Source organism: Anaerolactibacter massiliensis (assembly GCF_900290205.1).
In the GTDB taxonomy this organism is placed as follows: Bacteria; Bacillota_I; Bacilli_A; order Erysipelotrichales; family Erysipelotrichaceae; genus Bulleidia; species Bulleidia intestinalis.
Window position 1 is genome coordinate 1,305,429 of sequence record NZ_OLMH01000002.1, and the last position, 21,077, is coordinate 1,326,505.

General features: G+C 49.8%; 16 protein-coding genes and 8 tRNA genes. 2 read left to right on the forward strand and 22 right to left on the reverse strand.

Going from position 1 to position 21,077, the window contains the following annotated elements; all coding sequences use genetic code 11:
• Positions 1-53: 53 nt before the first annotated feature.
• The 3 genes from C7E00_RS09730 to malQ form a co-directional block, all read right to left on the reverse strand.
• Entirely contained in the window at positions 54-1,400 is a 1,347-nt protein-coding gene (locus C7E00_RS09730; protein ID WP_135358204.1) for a hypothetical protein, read from the reverse strand.
• A gap of 67 nt (positions 1,401-1,467) precedes the next feature.
• Positions 1,468-2,868: a DUF349 domain-containing protein gene (locus C7E00_RS09735; protein ID WP_105304113.1), complete on the reverse strand. Its 1,401-nt coding sequence runs from the start codon at positions 2,866-2,868 to the stop codon at positions 1,468-1,470.
• Positions 2,869-2,952: 84 nt separating this feature from the next.
• Positions 2,953-4,455, reverse strand: coding sequence for a 4-alpha-glucanotransferase (gene malQ, locus C7E00_RS09740; protein WP_105304114.1), 1,503 nt, complete (start codon positions 4,453-4,455; stop codon positions 2,953-2,955).
• A 149-nt stretch (positions 4,456-4,604) separates the two neighbouring features.
• Here malQ and C7E00_RS09745 point away from each other — a divergent pair.
• A tRNA-Leu gene (locus C7E00_RS09745) sits at positions 4,605-4,689 on the forward strand.
• Positions 4,690-4,822: 133 nt separating this feature from the next.
• On the opposite strand, the gene C7E00_RS16620 is transcribed toward C7E00_RS09745, so the two are convergent.
• The 15 genes from C7E00_RS16620 to C7E00_RS09820 form a co-directional block, all read right to left on the reverse strand.
• Entirely contained in the window at positions 4,823-4,951 is a 129-nt protein-coding gene (locus C7E00_RS16620; RefSeq protein ID WP_275656062.1) for a hypothetical protein, read from the reverse strand.
• A gap of 165 nt (positions 4,952-5,116) precedes the next feature.
• On the reverse strand, positions 5,117-6,613 hold the full coding sequence (locus C7E00_RS09750; RefSeq protein WP_105304115.1) for a hypothetical protein: 1,497 nt from the start codon (positions 6,611-6,613) through the stop codon (positions 5,117-5,119).
• Positions 6,614-6,625: 12 nt separating this feature from the next.
• Positions 6,626-7,030, reverse strand: a complete 405-nt coding sequence (tnpA, locus tag C7E00_RS09755; RefSeq protein WP_105304116.1) for an IS200/IS605 family transposase — start codon at positions 7,028-7,030, stop codon at positions 6,626-6,628.
• A 118-nt stretch (positions 7,031-7,148) separates the two neighbouring features.
• A complete protein-coding gene (locus tag C7E00_RS09760) occupies positions 7,149-7,616 on the reverse strand; it encodes a hypothetical protein (RefSeq protein WP_135358205.1) in 468 nt (155 codons plus the stop codon).
• A gap of 366 nt (positions 7,617-7,982) precedes the next feature.
• Positions 7,983-8,516 carry an HAD domain-containing protein gene (locus C7E00_RS09770; protein ID WP_105304119.1) on the reverse strand — a complete coding sequence of 178 codons (534 nt, stop codon included), beginning with the start codon at positions 8,514-8,516 and terminating at the stop codon, positions 7,983-7,985.
• Positions 8,513-10,843 carry an HAD-IC family P-type ATPase gene (locus C7E00_RS09775; RefSeq protein WP_105304120.1) on the reverse strand — a complete coding sequence of 777 codons (2,331 nt, stop codon included), beginning with the start codon at positions 10,841-10,843 and terminating at the stop codon, positions 8,513-8,515. The genes C7E00_RS09770 and C7E00_RS09775 overlap by 4 nt, the downstream gene beginning before the upstream one ends.
• Positions 10,840-11,784 carry a PfkB family carbohydrate kinase gene (locus C7E00_RS09780; RefSeq protein ID WP_105304121.1) on the reverse strand — a complete coding sequence of 315 codons (945 nt, stop codon included), beginning with the start codon at positions 11,782-11,784 and terminating at the stop codon, positions 10,840-10,842. The genes C7E00_RS09775 and C7E00_RS09780 overlap by 4 nt, the downstream gene beginning before the upstream one ends.
• Before the next feature lie 112 nt (positions 11,785-11,896).
• Positions 11,897-11,972: transfer RNA gene (locus tag C7E00_RS09785), tRNA-Phe, on the reverse strand.
• A gap of 2 nt (positions 11,973-11,974) precedes the next feature.
• A tRNA-Met gene (locus tag C7E00_RS09790) sits at positions 11,975-12,051 on the reverse strand.
• 39 nt (positions 12,052-12,090) lie between these two features.
• A tRNA-Ser gene (locus tag C7E00_RS09795) sits at positions 12,091-12,181 on the reverse strand.
• 7 nt (positions 12,182-12,188) lie between these two features.
• A tRNA-Ile gene (locus tag C7E00_RS09800) sits at positions 12,189-12,262 on the reverse strand.
• A 25-nt stretch (positions 12,263-12,287) separates the two neighbouring features.
• A tRNA-Met gene (locus C7E00_RS09805) sits at positions 12,288-12,364 on the reverse strand.
• Positions 12,365-12,372: 8 nt separating this feature from the next.
• Positions 12,373-12,449, reverse strand: a tRNA-Pro gene (locus C7E00_RS09810).
• Between the two features lie 4 nt (positions 12,450-12,453).
• Positions 12,454-12,530: transfer RNA gene (locus C7E00_RS09815), tRNA-Arg, on the reverse strand.
• An 89-nt stretch (positions 12,531-12,619) separates the two neighbouring features.
• Positions 12,620-14,542 (reverse strand): glycoside hydrolase family 3 protein, encoded by a 1,923-nt coding sequence (locus C7E00_RS09820; protein ID WP_105304122.1) that lies wholly within the window; start codon positions 14,540-14,542, stop codon positions 12,620-12,622.
• Between the two features lie 183 nt (positions 14,543-14,725).
• Here C7E00_RS09820 and C7E00_RS09825 point away from each other — a divergent pair, with 183 nt between their 5' ends.
• A complete protein-coding gene (locus C7E00_RS09825) occupies positions 14,726-15,592 on the forward strand; it encodes a helix-turn-helix transcriptional regulator (RefSeq protein ID WP_105304123.1) in 867 nt (288 codons plus the stop codon).
• A gap of 116 nt (positions 15,593-15,708) precedes the next feature.
• Here the strand turns inward: C7E00_RS09825 and C7E00_RS09830 are convergent, their stop codons facing one another.
• From C7E00_RS09830 to C7E00_RS09845, 4 genes are all read right to left on the reverse strand, one after another.
• Entirely contained in the window at positions 15,709-16,893 is a 1,185-nt protein-coding gene (locus tag C7E00_RS09830) for an RNA-guided endonuclease InsQ/TnpB family protein (protein ID WP_204378601.1), read from the reverse strand.
• A 339-nt stretch (positions 16,894-17,232) separates the two neighbouring features.
• Positions 17,233-18,534: an IS3 family transposase gene (locus C7E00_RS09835; protein ID WP_105302472.1), complete on the reverse strand. Its 1,302-nt coding sequence runs from the start codon at positions 18,532-18,534 to the stop codon at positions 17,233-17,235.
• 20 nt (positions 18,535-18,554) lie between these two features.
• A complete protein-coding gene (locus tag C7E00_RS09840) occupies positions 18,555-18,995 on the reverse strand; it encodes a hypothetical protein (RefSeq protein ID WP_105302473.1) in 441 nt (146 codons plus the stop codon).
• A 13-nt stretch (positions 18,996-19,008) separates the two neighbouring features.
• Positions 19,009-20,943 carry an IS3 family transposase gene (locus C7E00_RS09845; RefSeq protein WP_105302474.1) on the reverse strand — a complete coding sequence of 645 codons (1,935 nt, stop codon included), beginning with the start codon at positions 20,941-20,943 and terminating at the stop codon, positions 19,009-19,011.
• Positions 20,944-21,077: the final 134 nt, after the last annotated feature.

Genomic DNA, 21,077 nt, shown 5'->3' on the forward strand with positions numbered 1-21,077 from the left:
TGCACAGATTGGCCGAAATGGATATTTTCAGGAGTCATGCATGCAGAGAAGGATCAGTTTTCTTCTCTTCCCCCCATAATGCCATAGAGATCTTCCTCTCCCGGCTTCCAGTCCAGGAAGTCCTGCTGGTTCCGGAATACCTTTCTGGCAGTATTCTCCAATAGTGCAAAGAGATCGCCATAGCGGGACATTCTGGACTCCTGATGCGACTGGTTCCATTCGAGAATCCGGTCATACGCTTCTTCTGGCGCATCATGGAAGACTTCGTCATAGGCACTGTCTCCCTGCACGGTCCAGATCGTGGATCCGTCTTTCAGGTCCTCGACTGCTGCATATAAAGTCATGCCATCTTCCGTGAACTCTGCTTCCGCAACATGCCTGACCCCTTCATCGTTTCTCAATACGCCGATGCGCACATGCGTCACTTCAATCGGCGAAACAGTATCGTCTGGAATCGGCAGCTCGATCTGATTTCTGCCTGCTTCAAGGAATAATTCATGGGCAAGTTTCCGGAAAGCAAAGCAGCGCATGTCATCATAGGCTTCCGGAGAAGCCTCCGACTGTTCTGCCTCAGGCACGTCTTCATTGCAGTAGAGACGATACGAATCACCAAGCTCAAAGCCGAGGAATCTTGTCGCATGAGAAAGCTCATAGCGCATGGAGCCATGGTCCATGATCACCTGAAGATACAGACGATTCTCTCCTTCGATGCGATACTGTTCGGCGTAGCCAAGCACACTGCCATCTTTCTGATAGCGGAATCCGTATCTCGTTCCGAAGCCTCTTGTGTCATAGACGGCATTCAGTGCTCCAGAGGCTTTCTCATCCATGCGCTGATCCATCAGCAGAAAGACTTCTGCAAACGGACTATCAAGAGTTTCCATCAGCGAATGCCAGCATTCTTCAGGCTTTCTGCCCGGTTCCTGTCCTTCGTAGACCGAACTTGCCGAAAAGACAGGAACGGTATTCGGAATCACCATCTCCTTTAGAAACCAGGTCTTTCCCTCTGTTTCAACTTCCGCTTCTGCCTTATACAGGAAGTTCAGCATTGCTCCTTCTGCCGGAATCGCCAGGACGCTGCTGGTCTTCAGCAGAAGATCCGATGTGGCGGAAAGCTTCTGCTTCCAGGATTCCAGCTGATCTCGGCTCCATCCTTCTTCCAGGGCAGTTCTGAGCAGCGCTTCTTCTTTCTGTTCCGGATCAAGCAGATCCAGATCATTCGCTTTCAGCACCTGATCAGTCCGGACGGCAGACCAGTGCTCAGATACCGCCTGGTTCAGCACTGCATTCCGCTCAGAACACGAGGGAACCGGTTTCTTCAGTTCTTCCTGGATCTCAGCAGCTTTCACGGCATTGCCGTATTTCATCGTATGTGCTATTTCTCGGAAATATTCGTTCATCTCTTCTCCTTCAGTCAAGAAAACCGCAGATATTCTGCGGTTTTCACTATCGGTTCGGATTGGAATTTCAGTTTTCTTCGCTGTCGCTGGATTCATCAGCAGGTTCGATCTTCTTTTTCAGTTCCTCGACATCCTGCTTGAGGTTTTCCATCAGAGCTTTCTTCGCTTCAATCTGGCGTTCCAGACTGTGAATACGGTCATAATCTTCCGTCTCGAAGGACTTCACCTGCAGGCTGTTGATCTCGCTGCGGGTCTCTTCGATCTTGGCTTCCTTGCGGGCCAGGGCATCCTGGAAACGCTTCTGGCTGTCAGAATGCTTGCCATCCCAGAACGCTTCCTTAGCGGTCTTGAATTCGTTCCAGAGCTTGTCTCCCTCTTCCTTGCCGCAGTATCCGGCAGCCTTCCATTCCTTGTCCAGCTGCTTCATGCGCTCGGTGATCTCCTTGGAGTAGTCACCCTTGGAAGTCAGTTCCTTTGCCTCAGCAATCAGGCTCTTCTTGGCAGCGACACTTGCCTTGCGGGCAGCCTCACGCTCATCGAAGAACTTGCGGCGCGCATCATAGAACACCTGACGAGCTTCGTTGAAGCCCTTCCAGAGTTCCTCATCCGTATCATGGCCAGCAGATCCGGCAGCCTTCCAGCTGTCCATCAGCTGATTCATCTGATCTGCAGCAGCCTTGTAGCTGGTGACATTCGCAGCAACTTTCTTAGCCTCTTCAATCAGCGCTTCCTTCTTCTGCTTCGCTTCTGCTCTGACGGTATCCAGGTTGTCAAAGTAAGCTCTGCGGCGATCATTGAACTCTCTGCGAGCTGAGCTGAATGCCTGCCACAGATCATCATCCTGGGCACCGGCAGAACCGATCTGCTCCCAGGAATCCTGCAGATCGCGGAATGCCTGCTGTGTATCCTTCCACTTCGTGGATTCCTTCAGCTCAGCAGCCTTATCGACCAGCTTCTGCTTCTCAGCCGCATTTGCCTTGGCAGCCTCAGCTCTGACGCCGAACTGCTCGCAGGCCTTTGCAAAGCGCTCGTTGCTTTCCTTTTCCTTCGGCGTTCCGAAGTCATGCATCGCATCATACTTTGCCTTCAGATCTGCCAGCTTCGCTTCTGCATCTGCTGCATTGCTGTTCACAGCTGCTTCTGCTTCGCGGCAGAGTTCCTGCTTTGCATCAATTCCATTCTCCAGCTGATCGAGTGCATCATCCTTGAACTCGGTTCCGTATTCCAGAGCTCCGCCCTCGCATGCCGGATGTTTCCAGGAGAACATCGTGAAGGTACCATCGCATTCGATGCCGTACCATCTTCCATGTCCGTCCTCTTTCTCTTCACTTGCCATCACCGGATTCTGAGCTTCGTCGACGGCACCGTAAATCACTTCATATACCTTTCCGCCGAACTTCTTATGCGGGCGAATCTTCACCTTCGCATATTTCTCATCAAAACCAGGCAGCATTGCTTTCCAATCCATACTATCTCCTCCGCAACCAATGAATATCTTACCTTATTTACCCCCAAATGACACGCTTTTTCCGCATTCGGGGCCAATTTTCGTCTATTTTTCCGAAGATCCGAGCCTTCCGTAGAGGGCTGACAGGTCATGCATACTCCTGGCAAGATCGTCTGACAGGAACCCCGGCAGCACGCGCCACCTCCAGCTGTTTCCGGAGGTGCCTGGCACATTCATCTGAGCCTCCCTGCCCTTGACCAGATAGTCCTGGATCGGAATGATGCAGAGATCTGCCGTGCTGCGATACGCTTCCCGGATCAGATCCCAGGTCAGCTGGCCGTAATCCGAATTCATCGAATTCAGATACCTGCGCAAGAAGTCTCTGGATCCGTCATTCAGCTCCTCAATCCATGCCCGTACCGGCGGATTGTCATGCGTTCCGGTATAGACGACGCAATGATGATCATACCGGTATGGCAGATAGATGCTGTTCCAGGACGTGAAGGCATATTCCAGAATCTTCATGCCCGGAATCCCGGTATCATTCAGCAGCTTCGTATTCTCTTCCGTCACATTGCCGAGGTCTTCAGCAATCAGCCGAATCAAAGGACATTCCTCCTTCAGTTTCCTGAAGAAGCTCATGCCAGGTCCCTTCCGGAGCGTTCCATGTTCTGCCGTCTTCTCGCCATACGGAATTGCGTAATACTCCGAGAAGCCATGGAAGTGATCAATTCTCGTCACATCATAGAATTCCATGCTGCGCTTCATTCTCAGCATCCACCAGCTCATTGCATGATCCGGCTTCTTCCAGTCATATACCGGATTCCCCCACAGCTGGCCGGTGCTGCTGAACGCATCCGGCGCACAGCCCGCCACCTCGATCGGCGTTCTGTCCTTCTTCATCGCAAAGACATCCGGATGAGCCCAGGCATCTGCACTGTCGAGAGATACATAGAACGGCATATCTCCGATGATTTCGATGCCATGTTCTCCAGCATATTTATGCAGGCTGTTCCACATCTTCTCTGCTTCAAACTGCTGAAAGAAGATAAACGAAATCAGTTCTTTCTGTTCTTCTTCTACCTGCTCCAGAGCGTCCTTATTTCTGGTCTTGAATGGAAGATCCCATTCCTGCCAGCTCTTTCCCTGTTCCTGCTGCTTGATTGCCATGAACAGTGCATAGTCTTCCAGCCAGTACTGCTCTTTCCTGCAGAAAGACTGATAGTCTTCCTGCTGACCCATGCCTCGTTCAAAGAAGCGGTCTGCCGCAATCTTCAGAACCAGATAGCGATTCTGATATAACGCTCCGTAATCCACGGACTCCGGATCGCTGCCCCAGAAACGTTCCTGCAGTTCTCCTTCGGAAAGCAGTTCCTCTGCTTTCAGCTGATCCAGATCGATGAAGTACGGATTGATCGCAAAAGCGGAAATGGAAGCATATGGAGAATCTCCGAACCCGGTCGGACCGATCGGAAGAATCTGCCAGGCACTCTGACCGGCTTGTTTCAGAAACCGGATGAACTCTCTGGCCTCTTCTGAAAAACTGCCAATTCCGTAAGGAGACGGCAGAGATGAAATCGGATAAAGAACTCCGCAACTGCGCTGCATAAATGATTTTCCCTCGTTTTCTGCCGCTATTGTACCGCACGCCTGGTTCCGTGTCTGCTCAGAAAAATATCTTTCCATCGTTTCTAAAAATCTCATGCAAAAAAAGTACTGGACTTTTCTTTTTGTTGTTGTAATATAAATAACGCAATGCGGACATGGCGGAACTGGTAGACGCGCTGATTTCAGGGGTCAGTGGGGAAACTCGTGCAGATTCGAATTCTGTTGTCCGCACCATAGAAGAACGGCTGAATAAGCCGTTCTTTTGTTATATTCTCCGAAAAAGCACTGATGAACATAATCGTCTTCAGTGCTTTCTTCTCTGATCCGGTGTCATTTTCCCGGCCGTTCTTCTTTCATGCATGTATAGTCACTTCACTGCTTTCACGCACAGCCAGATATTCTTCGTATCTGTCTGGATATCATGGAAGCCTGCTTCCTTGACATCCTCCCACGAATAGAATTCGTGGGATTCCTGCTGTGCGGATAAAGATTGCACAGTCTTGTCTTACAGAGTATTCAGCGCCGCTTGTATGCACTTGATATCTCACATACGCCCAGTCGCATATAGGCTCCGCAGATAGTCGGCTTCGCCGGATTTCCGCACACTGTGCGTACTTTCGTGTTGCCCGTCCGATGTCTGGAACGGTTGCTCTTTCTGGATTCAGAAGCCCCAGCAGGCTTGATTGCTTATGCCGGCTGCCTTCATAGCCGCCAGCTCACGGTTGGAAATGTCTGCAAACTTCTCAAAATCGTTAATACATGCATCGATGTCCGGCGCATTTAGCGTATCAAGCGTATGCCGGATCAGGAATGCAGAGTACAGATCCCTCTGTACTGTGATACCGGAAATGATCTTGTATCGCTCATTCACCGGAGACGGAATATATTCTCCGGTATCGTGATGGAATTGAGACGCTTTATATGCAGAAGTCCGAATCTCATAGTACGGGATATCCATAACTTCTGCTTTTCTCTTCAGCTCCAGAAGGAATCTGCCTGGAGCGTGATTTTTAATCGAATGACCGTATCGCTTCTTCCGCTTGTACTTATGGATAATCTTTCCGTTTATTGCAGCTCCCCTGTCGCTCCGTTCGGTCTTTTTCGATCTTTTCTGCATTGCCTTCAGACTGACCGGTTCAACGATCACTTCGTTCGCGCTGCTCAGAATGCGGTTGATCTGCCGCCGATGAGAACAGAGGATATAAGCAGCTTCTTTTCTGTGCAGAACACGAATTCTCTTTTTCAGACGATTTGCCTGCCGGGAGATGTGCCATTTCTTTTTACCTTTTCGGACAGTTCCGTCGTCTGCATAGTTATCCGGATTTGCCATTCGCATCTTATGATCAAGAAGAGCCTGCAGATGCCGGACCTCTTTCTCATAGCGGATGGAATCCGGTGCCAGATTTTCCAGCATCACTTTTTCTTCCGATTCTGCGGCAACCGTTGAAGTCCCAATGTCAATGCCGACTCTGTGCCCTTGTCTGGTTTTTTCTTTATGCGGAGGGTCGCCTTCCAATACAATGACGGCATAATATTTCCATCCGCTGCTGAATTCGATCCGCTTCAGATAACAGTAGCGCACCCGGGCGCCTTTGTCCCTGACAGACTGCAAATATGCCGAATCCGGAGCCTTCAGTGCATAGTGACGTTTCATAAACACAAGATCATTCCATCCGTTCAGGCGAATCCCATTATTGTCTTTCTGGGGAATGGTATCCATATCCGTAAGCCTCTTAAAATGCAGGGATCTGCCTTTGCCATAGAGAACGGATTCAGCTCCTTTCCATACCTGGTCGGCGATCGCCTGCATCTGATGGGAAGTAAGCCATGCACTGTATCTGTGCTGCTGAACAGAAAGGTATTTTTCAAAATCTGTTTTGGAGAGGCCATATGATTTCTGTTTTTCCTGCATTAGCGCAGAAAGTTCTTTCTTCCGGCGTTTCTGAGCTTTGCTCAGGTCTTCTGTCTTCTTCCCTGAGAATCTGCGCCCGTATTCTTCTCTTGCATTCCGATAGGCACGATCAGAATTCAGCGCATTCATCCTCTGCTGTGCACAACAGACCATGAGATTGCTGGATTTCCATGCATAGAAAAAGCATTTATTGAAATGCGCTTCTGCAGATTTATCTGTATCAATTGGAATCCGTACCGTGAACATAAATGCTCTCTCCTAAGGTCTTGTCTTCTGCGTCTCTACATAATTCTGTATCGCGGCAGAACTCACATTCCCTGCTGTTGAGACAAAATAGCTTCGCGTCCATAAGGCGGACATCGATTTCAATGCAGGAAACTGCATTCTGATTTTGCGGGAAGTCGCGCTCTTGATCCATTTCATGATTTCATAAGGCGCCGTTGTGGGCGGAGCAGAAACAAACAGATGCACATGATCGTGATGGCACTCCATTGCAAGGATCTGAAGATCGTGCTGCCCGCACACTTCTGCCAACAGTTTTCTGAAGTATTCTTCTACACCCGCAACGTCGAACATTTTTCTGCGATAGCGAGGGCAGAAAACGAAATGATAATTCAGCAGCGAAACTGTCGTATTTGTGCGTCTGTATTCGTCTTTTTTCATATATTCTGTATAGCATGCCATGTAGCTGTAATATGCTATCAAAAGCTAAATTGTTAACAAATTTTATCCCGCCTAACCAACGATTGAAATACGTTGGCTTGCGGCGGCGGAAATTCTGTCAGACTTGCCATAGCTGTCTTTTCTTCTCCAGTTCTGCAAGCAACATCCTTCTCTTTTCTTCAGAAAAGTTCATGGCCGAAAGGACAAAGAAGATAATCGAATGCATTACTGCATGAAGAAATGCTTCATCCTGCTGTTCTTCCGTCAGATTCTGAAAGATCAGTTCCCCGATCCCGCCGGCAAGAAACTGTCCGCGGGTAAGATACTCTGCTTCGGGACAGATTCCGTTCTGATATAGAAATTCTGCCCAGAGCTCTGCCATCGCACTGGTCACCTGGCTGCGCACGTCCAGGATGAACAGACGATCCATAGCAGCAGCTCCTGAAGGCAGAAACCGGCTGTATTGTTTCAGGCTCTTCTCCATCAGCAGAGTCATCTGAATCAGCAGATCTTCCATGGTTCCGGAAGAATTGCAGAAAGCTTCTTTCCATTCCGAGAGATAAGCATCCCAGCTGCTTCGATGCATGCATGATAGAGAACATCCCTGGACGAAAAGTAATAGTAGAAGACACTTGGCGAAGCAGTCTTATTCCCTACCGCATCCAGCACATTGCGGATCGAGACATGCTCATACCCCTTCTCCAGGAATAACTGCTCTGCGGCATGGATGAATTCTTCTTTTCTGATTTCCGGATTTCCCGCTTTTCTCTTTCATAAAATGTGATTCTATAAATAAGCTGCCACGGCAGTCTGCTTCAGGCGAGGTAAATGTCAGTTTAGACTAACTTTATTAGATGATTTCTGATATGAGCATCCAGCACAGAAAAATCAGCTTCTGAGGAGGTTCATTCAGAGGCTGATTCATGCATGTATCACGCTTTTGCTTCTCAGTTCATTTCTGCTTCAGCATATCACTGAGAAGTTCTCTGGCTTTCTGATCATCTGCTTCGGTGAATCCTTCTTCGCTGATGACTGAGATTGCCCACGGCTTCAGGTACGTCATCGGAATATCATCGAGGATCAGAAATGCTTCATAGTCCGGATGTTCTTCCAGATAGGCAGAGATTTCCTGCTCTCTCGGAGCATCTTCTTCCTGGGTCGTGCCGGCTGATTTCACCGATCTGTCCAGACCTGCATCATACAGTTTCTGCATGCATGCTTCAGCGCCGAGGAATCGCCAGGAAGAAGCGATCACGATGGAGAGATCATACTCCAGGCACAGCCGTCCGACTCTCTGAACAATTTCCGGGCGGAAGAATTCAAAGCGATTCTCTGCGATGGCTTTCTGAAATTCTTCGGTATCCGGTTTTGGCGGAACGTTCACGACGCCGTCAAAGTCCAGAAACAGATAGCGGATGCCGGTATTCTGCTTCTGCGATCTGCGCATGGTATGGCGGATGTGATAGGCAAACAGAACGTGATTCATCTCTTCCTCTTCAGCAGTTTCAGTTTCGATGCAGTCCAGTCATAGGCACGGCTGATTGCAGCAGTCAGGACCGGCACCAGGATTGCGCCCGGAATGACAATCAGAAGGTCAATCCATTCAGCCTGCACCTGCAGGACATCCTGGAACAGAATGAGGCTGACCAGGATCAGTGCCCCCATCGTCCAGATGACTCCGACTCTGAGCTTTGTCGGAGGATAGTAGACCTTATACAGGGTATAGAGATACGTGAAGCAGGTCAGCAGGACAAAGATCATATCCGCTCTTGCTTCATGCATATGGAATACATCGGAAAGCAGAGAAACCAGAACGGCAGAAAGGAATACGGTAATCGAAGAAGGAAAGGCATTGCGGAATGCTATGGAAAGAAAGCTTCCCTTCACGCGTTCAAACGATGGTTCCATCTGCAGGATGAACGTCGGGACGCCGACTCCGAAGGTGCTGATCAGAGAAAGATGAATCGGCAGGAATGGATATTCCTGATGGCCGATGATCGTATAAAGCACTGCCAGCAGTACTGAGAAGCCGGTCTTGACCAGATACATGGAGCTTGCCCGGCTGATGTTGTTGATGACTCTGCGGCCTTCCTTGACAATGTCCGGCATAGTACCGAAGTCACTGGTCAGAAGGACGATGTTGGCGCTGTCTTTTGCGGCAGAAGAACCTGCTGCCATTGCGATGCCGACGTCTGCAGTTTTGAGGGCAGGCACATCATTGACACCATCGCCGATCATGGCAACCGTATGGCCCTGTTCCTGCAGAGCTTTCACCATTGCCTTCTTCTGCTCCGGAAGCACTCGGCCGAATACCGTGAAGTCCGTCAGTCCGCTCATATTGCGATGGCGGTTCTGGCTCATATCCACATAGCGGTCTGCCCGGTCGATGCCGGCGCTTTGTGCTAAGGCAGAAACAGTTCTCGGATCATCGCCCGAGATGACTTTCAGGCTGACGCCCTGATCATGGAAATACCGGATGATCTTTTCTGCATTCGGGCGCAGCACATCCCTGATCGTGATCATGGCCACAGGTTCAAGATCTTTCGGCAGGGAATCTTTTGAAATGGTGTCTTCCACGGAATGAGCAAGAATCACAACCCGGCATCCTGCCGCAGCAAAATCCTCAAGCCGATGATTCAGAGACGGAATTCCCTCCGGAAACAGGAAATTTGCAGCCCCGAGATAAAAGCTTCCTTCTCCTGCAAACACCAGGCCTGCATATTTGCGATCGGAAGAAAACGGAAGCATATCTTTTTCTGCATACAGCTTATTTTCAGCAAAGTGATCATGCAGAGCTTTATCGGTCGCATTTCCTTCCGAGAATACCCGGACATAGCTGCCCATGATGGAATTGATATGATTCAGATCTGCGTCTTCCAGCGGAATCACATCCTGGACCTTCATGGTTCCCTGGGTCAGGGTTCCGGTCTTATCCAGGCAGAGTACATCGACTCGGGCCAGAGATTCAATGGCATAAAGATCCTGGACCAGTACATGGTTCCGGCTCAGCCGGATCGTGCTGACTGCTAACGCAACACTCGTTAAGACAACCAGTCCTTCCGGAATCATGCCAACTAATGCGGATACGGTTTTCAGAATCGCCTCTGACCACGAAAGATGAAGCACGAAGTATTGAGTCAGAAACAAAGCTGCGCCTACCGGTCCGATGATAGCCGTGATCACCTGCAGTATTATCTGAAGTTCTTCCTGCAGCATGGATCTGGCCGGCTTGTACTTGCGGGCGTCCTTCATGATCGTCTCGCTCGCATTGTCTTTGCCAGTATGAAGAACCGTGCATTCGGCCGAGCCGGACGTGATGATCGTGCCCGCATAGAGCAGGTCTCCCTGCTTGCGGATCAAAGCTTTCGACTCGCCCGTCAGCATGCTTTCATTGACTTCCAGGTAGCCCTCTTCCACAACTGCATCAGCAGGTATCTGCATGCCGTTTTTCAGACGGATCGCATCGCCTGGTACAAGCTGGTCTGAACGAAGCACGATCCATTTTCCATCCCTGCATACTTCAATCTCGGCAGCCACCAGCAGGGACATCTTGTCCATGACCTGCTTGGCCTTGAATTCCTGCAGAGTTCCGATGATGGCATTGGCACAGATCGTCAGATAGAACAGCGCATTAGAAATCTGTCCGGTAATGAGAACCAGAATCAATAGAATCGTATTGATCAGATTGAACAGCGTGAATACATTGCCCTTCACAATCTGCGGATACGTTCTTGTCATCCGCTCCGGAGACTGATTCAGCTTTCCTTCTGATGCAAGCCGATCTGCTTCCTTCTGAGTCAGTCCTCTGCTCATTCCGGATCAGCTACCTCTTTTCCAAGTATCATTTCCGCCATCCTGCGGCGCATTCTGCCCGCGCTTTCTGAGGGCAGTACATTCTCTTCACAGGATCTTACTTCGGAGGCATAAAGATCCGCAAATGAGCCAGCAGAACGAGGCTTCATGCCTGCACACACCGCTGCCAGAAACGCCGAAGCATGAGCAGCTCCGCTGCCGGAGAGATCCTTGTCATTCATCGTCTTCGGAGCAGGAATCGAGATGCAGGAACGTCCCTCTGCATAGAGGCAGCCCCCATTCTGCAGATAGACGATGACCGTATTCCCGGTTTCCTTCGTCACCGACTGCACGATCGCAATCAGGCTGTCTCCCTGTCCTCTTGCCAGCGTCCAGGCTTCTGCTTCTGTCAGATGCATGACCGGATGCAGCCCATACAATGCCTTCATGAGCAGAAGATCAATCATCACACCCTGCTCGCCCAGCCTTAAGAAGATCTTTCCACGCCAATTCTTCAGCACCTTTAACAGTTCGTCTTTCCCTTCATGCGCAAAGAGATCCCCGCTTACATACAGCCAGGAAATCTCACTTTCATCAATTCCTTCCAGTTCCGAAGCATCAAAGCTGTATTCGGAACCAGGCACCATCATCATGCCGGTATTTCCCTTCGGATCAATCATGGTATACGTGCATCCGGTGATGCCGGAAACCTTCAGAGGCGGAGTGATTCCCCTTGCTTTGAGGGATTCTCTCACGAAGTCTGCATACTGCCCTTCTCCTGCAGACGAAAGGAGCGTATATGGCATATTCAGAGCCTGAAATACTGCTGCCGCACAATATCCCTCTCCTCCTGCCCTAAGCCAGGTTCTTTCTGCATTCAGGTCTTCATTGCCTTTCGGAAGCGCCTTTACCGAAGCTGCAAGATCTGCAGCCGATGCGCCGATCATCAGTACGTTTTTCATGTTACTTATTATAGAATGCAATCATCCTGTTCAAGAAACGTTTTTCCAGGCAGAAATCCGGAAGTGTCAAAAAAGCTGAACCGCATCTTCATGCATGTTCAGCTTTTTCTGATGGTGGTCCCAGGCAGAATTGAACTGCCGACACCGGCATTTTCAGTGCCGTGCTCTACCGACTGAGCTACAGGACCAATGGTTGCGAGGGAAGGATTTGAACCAACGACCTCCGGGTTATGGGCCCGACGAGCTACCAGGCTGCTCTACCTCGCGATGTGAAATAAAACTTGAATCAGGATGTAACAGAATCGATGGCGGAGGAACTGGGATTCGAACCCAGGCGCCACTTGCATGACCTGCCGGTTTTCAAGACCGGTCCCTTCAACCGCTTGGGTATTCCTCCAGTCCAGTGGAACCTGCAGGACTCGAACCTGCAACCAGTCGGTTATGGGCCGACAGCTCTAACCGATTGAGCTAAGGTTCCAATCGATTGAAACCTGACTCAGGAATGGTAGCGAGGGTGAGACTCGAACTCACGATCTTCCGGGTATGAACCGATTGCTCTAGCCAACTGAGCTACCTCGCCATAGCATATGGTCGGGATGGCAGGATTTGAACCTGTGACCCCTTGATCCCAAATCAAGTGCACTACCAAGCTGTGCTACATCCCGATAATGGTGCGCCGAACAGGAGTCGAACCCGCAACCTTTTGATTCGTAGTCAAATGCTCTATCCAGTTGAGCTATCGGCGCATGTGCACATCAAATTCAGTGCCTACCTATAGTATCAGACCTCCGCAGGAATTGCAAGCAGCTTTGCAGAATGTTTTCCGTGAAAATTTTCACTCGGTCTGTCCTGCTCCTCGCTCATATGCTGGGGTATCCGTGAACTGCTTTCCATCCCGTTCCGGGATGGTTACCGGAAGTGTACCAGTCCCTTCTGCTTCTCCGAATAAGACATCCAGAGCAGCCGGAATATTCGGCCCGTAAGTTCCTTCCGGCTGATGATCTTCGTTCAGTGAAGACACTCCGGTCGGGTTATAGACCGCAGCGAGAATCGACGCATCCGGATAGCTGGAACAGTCGTACGGAACCCCGGCTGAGATGACTGCACATGGAATTCCTTTCTCCTTTGCAAGCTCCGTGATTTCCTGTACTGAAGGAATCATCGAAGATTCTTCCGGATCCAGCTGCGTGAGGTTGTCATACCAGCTTGTGATCACCACGAGGTCTGCATCTGAGACCGCCTGCTTCAGGGCGTTGAGATTTCTTCCGAAGTCATAATTCAGGAATACGGCTTCTCCTTCTGCATGTCCTTCCTGTTTCAGGCGGTACCACCCGTATTCCAGAGCATTGGTTTCGCTCTGCTGAGCACCGGCAAAGACGACTCTTTTTCCAGCCGGATCAAACGGAAGAGAATCTCTGCCGGCCAGGACTGTCACTGCGTCATCCGCAAGCTTCCGTTCCGTTTCATGATGATCTTCGCTGCCGACGATTTCCGCAGCGCGTTCTTTCTGCTGGTCTGCATCAATCGTGCTGTAATCCTGTTCCAGGATGCCGCGGGACTGCTTCAGCTTCAGAATGCGGAGCACCGATTCATCAATCTGCTCTTCGGAAATGGTTCCATCCTTCACCATCGCTTCCAGCGAGTCCAGATACTGATTCATCTGATCGATGGAATCCTTCCCGCTCATGGCGATCGGCATCAGCAGAATATCCGCCCCTGCCTGGATGGCAAGTCTTGCGGCATCATCTTTCGTGAAGTTCTGTGCGATCGCGTCCATCTGCAGGCTGTCGGTCGTGATGACGCCTTCATAGCCCATCGTTCCTCTCAGATAATCTGTCAGAATGGCATGCGAAAGCGATGCAGGAAGAACGATTTCCCTGCCGTCTTTCTGGCTGATGGCAGTTTCTCTTTCTTCTTCCGGAAACTGGATATGCGCACTCATCACCATCTCTATTCCGGAGTCAATGCCCATCCGGAACGGAACGAGTTCTGTCTTTTCCAGTTCGGCAAGGGATTTATCTACGGAAGGAAGACTGGTATGGGAGTCCTCCGACGTATCGCCATGGCCAGGGAAATGTTTCCAGCAGGCAATGATATTGTTCTGATTCAAGCCTTTCTGATAAGCAAGCGCATAAGTCCCGGCGGTTTCCGGATCCTCGCTGAAGGAACGAACGCCGATGACCGGATTGGCCGGATTGGAATTGACATCAGCATCCGGTGCGAAGTCGGTATTAATGCCTAAGACACTCAGCTCTTCGCCGATCACCTCTGCGGCCTGTTCTGCATGGTCCGGATTTCCGGAGGCAGCCAGTGCCATATTGCCTGGCATGGAAGTTCCGTCTTTCAGGCGGCAGACGACGCCCCCTTCCTGATCGATGCCGATGAACATGCCATAGCCCCCGGATGCCTGATTGAGCTGCTGCATCGATAGAATCAGTCCGGCGGTTCCCGCTGCATCGCTGTAATTCTCAGAGAACAGAATCACGCCGCCGAAGTGATAGTCCTGAAACAGCTGGGCGGCTTCCTCATTCATCTCCGTGAAATCAGAACCGTTCCAGGTACGGACATCAATGATAATCATCTGCTCCAGTTTTTCCCGTAAGCTCATGGAGGAAAGGAGTTCGTCTTCCCGGGAAGCGTAGGCTTCTTCGGAAGGTAAGGAAGATGGTGAGGAGTTCCCGGAAGCAGCCGGAGCGCTGCAGCCATAGAGCGCCAGCATCGCCGCAAGCAGAATCCTTATAGAAATACGAAAGTTCATCCGTCTTCTTTCCTCCCGGAGATCATAGATTTCTTCAGATCTTTTTTCATTTTAGAACAGCTGAAAGCAGATGAACAACGCGTTTTCAGCACGTTCTTCAGAAATGGTGCAATTTTGCAGTACTCACGGTCAGTTTTCGCTTAAAATAATTGTGAGGTTTCTGAAACCTAGGGGGATTAATTCATGGCTGAATCAAGAAATGGTCTTGCGGAAGGCAGCCGCATCCTGCGATGCACTCCGGAAGAGTTCTCACAGGCTCTTCCTTTTTCCGTTTTCAAGGCCGCAGATTTCCACGCTGGCGAAGGCTTCGTACTGCAGTCTTTCCGGCGCAGCTGCCGGGTCGTGCTTTATTCGCTGAACGGAATCGGAAGAGTCCGGCAGGATTCTCTGGAATTCCTGCTGAAGAAGAACCAGGCTGTCATGATGGACATGAGCCAGCCGATCACGATCTCTTCCTTCGAGCATCCCTGGCATGTGCAGTGGATCATGATCACCGGCAGCGGCATGAAGGGATTAGCACCGATCCTTCAGAATAATTCGAAAGCTGCGGTCTGCGATCTTTCTGAATCACTCTGGGAGGAATCCTTCAGCAGTATCGTTGACAGCATGGAGAATCGGTCTACCGAGACCATTCTGAAAGCAAGTCTGGCAGCCGATCAGATTCTGACCGCGATGGCCGTGAACCAGATCCATCAGCTCGGCGAAAACAACCGGGAGCAGATGGAAGCGACGGCTGCCTATATCCGCACACATTACACGGAGAATCTGGATATGGACGACCTGCTGAAGCTCTCACGCATGTCACAGTCGTATTTCGTGAAGATGTTCCGCTATGTCAACGGAACGACTCCGTATAATTACCTGCTCAGCTGCCGCATCAGCAAAGCGAAGGAACTTCTGGAAATGACGGACGAACCGATTGCGCAGATCGCTTCGGAACTCGGGTTCCGGGATGTAAGTGCCTTCAGCACCCGCTTTGCCGGCATGACCGGAATGAGTCCGCTGAAATACCGCAAAATGCAGGCAATGAAGCGCAAGAGCTACGATTGACACTCCCACGGCTAAAGCACGTGGGATTCTTGAGAAGTCTGACTGCTTACGCAATCCTTATTCTCAAAGGGCTTGCCAAAAGCCCGCTGCACAGTCCCTCGATGCCGAGGTTCTGCTTACCTGGCAATGTTGCACGCTCCGTTGATGTCCGCATTGACGAGCGTGTTTTCTTTGGTACGGTACAGTCCGCGTTTGATGCGTTTGCCGGAAAATGAACTGGTATACGGATGCTTTGCATCGTACACGGGAATCTCGTCACCGTCTAAGAACGATGCCTTTGACGTGTAGGATTCTTCCGTTTCGATGTACGCAATGCCGTATCGTTCGCACAGCGTTTTTAAGTACGTGCGAAGCTGGTCAAACGGGATCTGAACAAACTTCTGATTGTTCGCTTTCCCCATGTTGACAGCCCGTTTCTGATCAGCGTTGTGTCCGACAATAAGCGTGCCGATATCATTGGCAATGCAGTAATCAACGATATGGCGTGCCGCCTTGTGCATGTAGTCTGTCACCTGCCGGTTACGCTTGTCTGTGATGCGGCTCATGCGAGCTGTAAAGCCTTTGACGTTCTGATGGTCTTTGATCGATGCATAGTGTGCAAGCTGCTTGTTGTACCACTGGTTGATTGATTTGAGCTTACGTCCGTCAACGATGAAGGACGTCCCTGTGGTTGTCACACACGACGCAAGATTGTCGAGACCGACATCAATGGCTAATACATTGTCCGCATTCAGATTCTGCGGCTCGTCTTCCTGCTCGTAGCAGTATTGAATCTTCAGTGCCTTGCCGTTCAGAACAGGCACGATGCGGACTTCAGCGATGTGCTTTCCTGAAATTCGGTCAGGTACTGGAATACATATGGAATCCAGGTCCGGATGCTGCTTTGAAAACGCACGACTCATCGGAACGATCAGATTGCCGTTTTTGATGCTGATTGCGTTCGCTGAAAGCACCAGCAGATACTTTCCGCCTTTCGTGCGGTAGTGCGGAATACGCACTTTCTTGTCGTAACAGCCGGACTTCTTTTTGCTCAGCAGCGCAAAGAAAGACCTGAAGGCATGATCACACGTCCGCAAGATCTGCTGAGAAACACCAGCTTGTAACAGCTTGTAATTCTCATTGTCCTTGCAGAGATGGTAGTTTTCTTCGTACCGCAGATACTTGTTCGTTGCAAAGAAATACTGGCGGATCTGGTACAGTCCAACGTTGTACAGATTATTTGCATATGCACACATCTCAAGGATCGCTTCGTACTGGTCCTTCGGCAGATGCCGAATGTAGTTTGTCTGCGTCAGATACATGACGTCACCTCCTTTCTGCTTATATGATACGGGTACAGCGGCCTTTCTCCCCATGGCTGAAGCTCATGGGGAGAAAGGCCGTTTTCTATAAGAGCGGAAAGGACGGCATTCTAAAGTGGCCCCGTTGTCAAGGACAGTTTTCTGACAGTTCGGGTTTCTGAGGGTCACATGCATTGATCAAGACGGAAGACAGCTGAATCATAGCTGTCTTCTTTCTGTATTCAGCAGGTTTCAGAGAGATGTTTCCGGATCATCAGTGCTCGGATGATTCATTCTGCGCATGACGAAAACATCTTCTGGCCAGGGGAAGTAAGCTGCTCTATTCTTTCTGTGCCTGTATCAGTAAAGAGCGTCCATTTCTGTGACGTAGTCAAATGGCGGTGTGTTCTTCCATTCCTGCGGATTCTCAAGCTTCTTCTTCAGTTCTTCATCTGCTGTTTCGTAAGCTTTTCCTGCTGCTCTCACTCGCTCCAGAAGTGCTTCCAGTTCTCTGATTTCCTCATTGGAGTCTTCAATGAGCGTATTCAGTTTCTGAATTTCTTTCTTCAGCTTCTTCTGATCTGTCGCAATGATGTGCATCGGAAGGAGCTTCTTTTCTGCTTCCTTCTTCTTCTGAACGTTTTCTTCCCGCTTCTTCTTCAGATAGTTCAGATGATCCTCTACCAGGCTTTCAACCGGCCTCATCCGATCTCCTGCGATACCGTAGTAGTTATCTAATGGATAGACTCCTGTAGTCTTGTACTGATAGAACTCCGCAGGAGTAAGACCGGCAAGATCATACTGATAAGCTTTCTCATTGTAGTGGTGCATATAGCCTGCAATCAGATCTCTGACTGTCTGATAGTCCGGACACATCTCGATCAGCTTCAGAAGCTGGCACTTCATTCTTCCGAAGAAGGATTCCATCGGTGCGTTGTCCTGGCTGTTCCCTCGCCTGGACATGGACTGCACGAAGCCGTCATCTTCGAGCAGCTTCTGAAAGGTAACGGACAGGTACTGACTCCCCTGATCGGAATGAATCAGAGCGTCCGGATGATTCAGTTCGCTGCGATGCTGGTCCATCATACGGTGATAGGCTTCTGTAACCAGAGAGACATCCATATGCCTGCTTACTGCTGATCCCAGGATTTCCCTCGTGAATCCATCCTTGAACGCACACAGATAGCAGAGCTCGCGATTACTTCCATAGTAGAGATAGGTAATGTCTGTCAGGATCACTTTCCGCGGGCTGTCACCGAAGTCACGATCGACATAGTTCTGCTTGGCATCACATGGATGGAAATGAGTTGCCTGTCCCTTATAGGCATCTTTATGAGGGACATATGCGGTAATGCGCATTTCTTTCATCAGTCTGGTGATCCGTTTTCTGCTCACCCTGAGATCGTAATCACGCCACAGGTAAGTACGGAAGGTCCGCGCTCCGGGAATTCCGCAGTGCTTATGGATGATTGAGATCATCTTCTCCTTGATCTCCCGGTCTTCTTTCTGCGTTTTCGTTTCCACAGGATTCTCAAATCGTTTCTTCCAGCTGTAATAGCCGCTGGAACTGCAGCCGAAGATCCGGAACAGATCTGATGCCGAGAACTGATGAACATGTCCTGCTGGCTGAGTCTCCTGCTTCTGAAGAGTGTAATACACCATTCTGAACTTCTGATGGTTCTTCAGTTCGGATTCGATGATGTATTCGTCTCCGCCAATAGTTCGTGTACTTTTTTTTCCAGTTCGAGCAGTGCTTCCAGATAAGCTGTCCGTGCTTTGTAATAAGCGGCTTCTTCCTCCGGCGTCAGATCTCCCATCTCATCACGGGGAATACTCCCGTCAAATCTGGAAGGATCAACGAACGATCCGTCTTTCTCCATCTCTCTGGCACGCTTGGCAGCACTGTTTGCACGATCAGTACCCAGTTCCTTTACCGGGAAGCCGAGTGATTCATAAGCTTCCACTCCCGTCATTCCTTTGTTCATCTGCTGACACATCCTGATATAGAACTCCGTCTTGTAGATCAGATTCGTTCCGTGAATGTCCTTCACGTATTCGTTCTTCTCTGCAATTTCCTGAATGGCACTGCGTTTCTCGTAATACTTCGTTTTCTTCTTACCCATCTCTATTACCTCTCTATGATTCCGATGGTATCACAGCACCAAGATCTGCAGCGTGCTTCCGTGCCTTTTCTGCAGACCTGGCCATCATGCGGTCATACTTTGCCTGTTCCCTGGAAAGGTATTCCTGGTATTCCTGCTCAGAAAGATTGTTCAGATAGACGGCAAAGTCCATCGGTGTCTTTCTGCCGCGGTTCCATTGCGGCCGTTCAAAGTTGTAATAGTCAATGTAGTCATTGATTTTCTGCCGGATCTCAGACGTATCATGGGCATCGGAGAAGTCAGCTTCATCTTTCATATGCCCGAAGAAGGATTCCATGGATGCGTTATCCCAGCAGTTTCCACGCCGTGACATGGACTGAACGAATCCCATCTTCTTCAGCTTCTTCTGAAACGCATCGGAAAGATACAGTGCCCCCTGATCGGAATGAAATACCATTCCTGTCGAACAGACGGTATTCTGATCCTGATCTTTCATGATTCCGCTCAGCATCTCATCAGTAAGGTTCAGATCCTGTGTATCGCTTACTGCAGAAGACAGAATCAGGCCGGAAACACTGTCTTTGATCGGAGAGTAATAGGAAGTATTTCCCCGGCAGTCTTTGATATAGGTGACATCTGTCATGACCTGTTCATAAGGTTTCCCAAGACGAAATCTGCGCTTCAGCACATTCTCTTTCCGGTTCCTCTGAAGCAGTTCTCTGGCTGCCTGCCTGGATTTCTTCGGTGCTCTGACCGTACACAGCAGTCCGGCCTTTCTCATCAGCCTCTGAACTTTCTTGCGGTTCATGACCGTCTTCTGCAGCTTCGGCATCATCATGGTCACCATGCGGGTTCCTTTCGGATATCCGCGGTATTCAATCACTTTCCTGATCCGTTCAATGTCTTTCTCATCCTGACGCTGTTTTCCGTTGGAAACATAGTATCTCAGACGATAGAAGCGAGAGTGGCTGAAGCCGAGGATTCTGCACGCACCGCTGATCGAGAATCCTCTGACGTAAGGGAAGGCTTTCACCTGATCATGAATGAGATCACACACTTTCCGGAGAGTCTCAGGAGAAGTAATACGAAGGCTTTCTCTTAGCTCACTCATTTTTCTCTCTTCCATCTTCTCCATCAGCTCGCACAGTTTCTTCGCGGTGCTGAGATCCAGAGCGGCAAGATGAACCTTTCTGTTAACACGATCCGGCTTCCAGTGCAGAAGCTTATATCGAATCCGCATCAGTTCTCCCGCGCTGAGCAAGTCTGCAGGAATCTCAAATACCTGCATTACATCCAGAATCGGAAGGTCTCTGATCAGATAAGCACATTCATAGAATTCTGATCGGAGGGAAAGTTTTTTCCGGGTGACTGTTCTGACCCAGGAACAGCTCTTCAGTTCAGAAATCACTTCATCGGAACGGAAAAATTTACCCGTAACAGGTAATTTTCCTTCCAGAAGGAGTTTAAGCCTATGGATTCTCTGATAACCGATCCGGTTCGGATCAATGCCGTGCTCCTTCAGAAGCGTTCTAAGGTCAGTGCCAGGATATCTCCTTATCGCTTCTTTAACGAACGCATCTGAAAAAGAGATGCCGCCACGAGCTCTGACGAATACTCCGGTGTCAATGAGCAGCTGGATTTCTTCTTCTGAAAGCTTCGGCGCAGAAACAGAAATCGAAGGCCCATTTCCATTGGTGGGGTGACCATGTTTTCTGAAATTCTCAGTCAGTTTCTTAATCACTTGGTTCCCTATCATTTTCGTGGAGATTCCATTGTTCTCCAGGAACTTGCGGATCTCGTGATGAGAGACATACCAGTCATACATCCGGCATCTGAACTCATAGGTGAATGCGATGTGATTCGTCCGGATGAATTTCACATTCGGATTAGCCTGGAGAATCTGGATTTCCTCTGGAGAGAAGAATACATAATCAGTTTTAGGATTGCGTTTTCTGGATTTTCTGCCCATAAAAATGGCCCCTGCAGGAGGACCTCAGCACTGTCAGAGTGCTGTCCTTTCTACAGGGACCACTTTATTCGCAGTGCAGTCCCTTTTCATATGAAAAAAGAGGCTGCTGCAGTCTCATGCATGCATGAGGGCAG

Coding starts and splice junctions, on each gene's coding strand:
- C7E00_RS09730 (WP_135358204.1), bottom strand. CDS start 1,400: ATGAACGAATATTTCCGAGAAATAGCACATACGATGAAATACGGCAAT.
- C7E00_RS09735 (WP_105304113.1), bottom strand. CDS start 2,868: ATGGATTGGAAAGCAATGCTGCCTGGTTTTGATGAGAAATATGCGAAG.
- malQ (WP_105304114.1), bottom strand. CDS start 4,455: ATGCAGCGCAGTTGCGGAGTTCTTTATCCGATTTCATCTCTGCCGTCT.
- C7E00_RS09750 (WP_105304115.1), bottom strand. CDS start 6,613: ATGTTCACGGTACGGATTCCAATTGATACAGATAAATCTGCAGAAGCG.
- tnpA (WP_105304116.1), bottom strand. CDS start 7,030: ATGAAAAAAGACGAATACAGACGCACAAATACGACAGTTTCGCTGCTG.
- C7E00_RS09760 (WP_135358205.1), bottom strand. CDS start 7,616: ATGCATCGAAGCAGCTGGGATGCTTATCTCTCGGAATGGAAAGAAGCT.
- C7E00_RS09770 (WP_105304119.1), bottom strand. CDS start 8,516: ATGAATCACGTTCTGTTTGCCTATCACATCCGCCATACCATGCGCAGA.
- C7E00_RS09775 (WP_105304120.1), bottom strand. CDS start 10,843: ATGAGCAGAGGACTGACTCAGAAGGAAGCAGATCGGCTTGCATCAGAA.
- C7E00_RS09780 (WP_105304121.1), bottom strand. CDS start 11,784: ATGAAAAACGTACTGATGATCGGCGCATCGGCTGCAGATCTTGCAGCT.
- C7E00_RS09820 (WP_105304122.1), bottom strand. CDS start 14,542: ATGAACTTTCGTATTTCTATAAGGATTCTGCTTGCGGCGATGCTGGCG.
- C7E00_RS09825 (WP_105304123.1), top strand. CDS start 14,726: ATGGCTGAATCAAGAAATGGTCTTGCGGAAGGCAGCCGCATCCTGCGA.
- C7E00_RS09830 (WP_204378601.1), bottom strand. CDS start 16,893: ATGTATCTGACGCAGACAAACTACATTCGGCATCTGCCGAAGGACCAG.
- C7E00_RS09835 (WP_105302472.1), bottom strand. CDS start 18,534: ATGGTGTATTACACTCTTCAGAAGCAGGAGACTCAGCCAGCAGGACAT.
- C7E00_RS09840 (WP_105302473.1), bottom strand. CDS start 18,995: ATGGGTAAGAAGAAAACGAAGTATTACGAGAAACGCAGTGCCATTCAG.
- C7E00_RS09845 (WP_105302474.1), bottom strand. CDS start 20,943: ATGGGCAGAAAATCCAGAAAACGCAATCCTAAAACTGATTATGTATTC.